General features: G+C 80.7%; 2 protein-coding genes. Both read right to left on the bottom strand.

Annotated features, from left to right (window positions below):
• The coding region (locus ACTUAL_RS11225; RefSeq protein WP_440900215.1) for a lipopolysaccharide biosynthesis protein at positions 1 to 1,361 on the bottom strand (1,361 nt) is incomplete at its 3' end.
• Positions 1,358 to 2,018, bottom strand: a 661-nt coding sequence (locus tag ACTUAL_RS11220; protein WP_440900214.1) for a glycosyltransferase, incomplete at its 5' end; no start/stop codon positions are given. The genes ACTUAL_RS11225 and ACTUAL_RS11220, both read right to left, overlap by 4 nt.

The following is a 2,018-nucleotide window of genomic DNA, read 5'->3' as shown; positions in this document are numbered from 1 at the left end:
CGCGTCCCGGCCAGGTGCCAGCCGCCCGCGAGCCCGGAGCCGACCAGGACCGCCGCGCCGGTCAGGGCGAGCGCGACCCGCGCGTGCCACCGCGCGGCCAGCAGCACCACCGCCAGCACCGACACCGCCCCGTACCCCAGGCAGGCCAGCGCGAGCCACGGCAGCAGCCCGGCCGACGCCGCGTACCGCTCGGGCAGCAGCAGCCCGGCCGGGAGCACCGCGAGCAGCAGCGCGGACGGCACGGCCAGCCGCGCGAACGACCGCAGCGCGGTCCCGGCCGCCGCCGGGTCCCCGCGCAGCGACGGGAAGCCCACCACCACCGCCGCCGTGGCCACGAACACCGGGGCCTTGGCCAGCGCCGCCACCGCCTGGTAGCCGCCCGCGCCCGCGTCCAGCGCGGCGACCAGCACCGAGTCCGCGCACAGCAGCCCGGCCACGACCAGCTGCACGGCCGCCACCCCGCCGGTCTCCCGCCAGCGCTCGGCCTCCCGCAGCACGCCCAGCCGCCGCGCGCCGAGCCGCAGCCCCAGGTCCGGGCGCAGGTAGCGGGTGGAGAACCCCACGGCCGCGAGCGCGCCCAGCGCGTACGCCACCAGCGGCCCGCCCGCGCCGATCCCGACCAGCAGCAGGCTGCACCCCAGCCGCAGCGCGACCTCGGCCACCGACGCGCCCGCGTACACGTGGAACCGGCCCTCGCCCTGCAACCAGCCCCAGCCGGGCGCGGTGCAGGCGACCGCGAACGCGGCGGCCCCGACCAGCAGCGCCGTCCCCGGCGCGGCGAACGAGGTCGCCGTCACCGCGGCCACCACCGCGCCCACCACCCCGGCGAGCACCGACACCAGCACCGCGAACGCGATCCCGTCCCGCCGCCGGTCCGACCCGGCCGGGTTCTCCCGCACCGCGCGGGCCAGCGGGAGCGGCACCAGCGCGCCGATCCCGACCCCGACGGCGGTGAGCAGCGACTGCGCGGCCCCGAACGCGGTGTACTCGGCCGGGGGGAGCAGGTGCGCCATCAGCAGCGCGCACCCGTAGCTCAGCCCGCCGACCACGGCGGACGACGCGGCGAGCAGCGCCGTCGCCCCACCGGGGAACCGAGCGCGACCTGCCCGCCGCACCCGGTTCCCCCGGCCCGCCCGCGCCCGGTCCTCGGGCCCTGACCGCGCCCGGCTCCCGCTCTCGCGCTCCACCCGCGCCCGGTCCTCCACCCGCTTCCGGACCTCGTGCCCCGGCCGTGCCCGGCCGTCCGGGGAACCGCTGCCGCGCAACGGTTCCCGGTCACCGCGCCGACCGGCCTGCGGCGGGCCCTTCGGCCGCACCCGCCACTCCACGCCCGGCCGCTCACCCCACGCCGCCCCGCTCACCGGACCGCTTCCCCGGCCCGCGCGTCGACCTCCGCGGCGCTGACCCCCGCAGTGCCGATCCCCGCGGCGCCGACCCCCTCGCCGCCGATCTCCGCCGAGCCGACCGCGCCCACCACCCCGGCGTCCACCACCCCGCCGTCCACGCTCCCGCCGACCTCCACCGGCCCGGCCAGCAGGTCGTACCGGGTCGCCAGCCGGATGCGCGCCTTCCCGACCCCGAGCCGCCGCACCACCTTCGCCGCGCCGACCTCGTCGCACCCGCCCAGCAGCAACCGGGTCACCCCGTCCGCCACCACCACCTGGTCCGTCGACCGCACCAGCCCGGCGGTCGGCACCCGGCCGGGGATCTCCACCACCGCCGCGATGTCCGACCGCGCCCGCCGCGGCCGGGCCCCGGCCCGCACCGCCCCGCTCTCCTGCCGCAGCACCCCGGCCAGCAGGTCCGCGCTCCGCTCCCAGTCGAACCGCGCCGCCCACGCCCGGCACCGCGCCGCCACCGCCGCCGCGTCCTGCGGCGCGGTCACCGCCCGCAGCGCCCGCACGACCGCCGCGCCCAGGTCCCGCTCGTCGTCGACCAGCCACCCGGTGACCCCGTCGACCACCGAGTCCCTGATCCCCGGCACCCGCCTGCCCACGCACGGCACCCCGGCCGCCGCC

This window comes from Actinosynnema sp. (assembly GCF_052038725.1).
The sequence above is the reverse complement of the archived record's forward strand: the minus strand, read 5'-3'. Positions and strand labels throughout refer to the sequence as shown.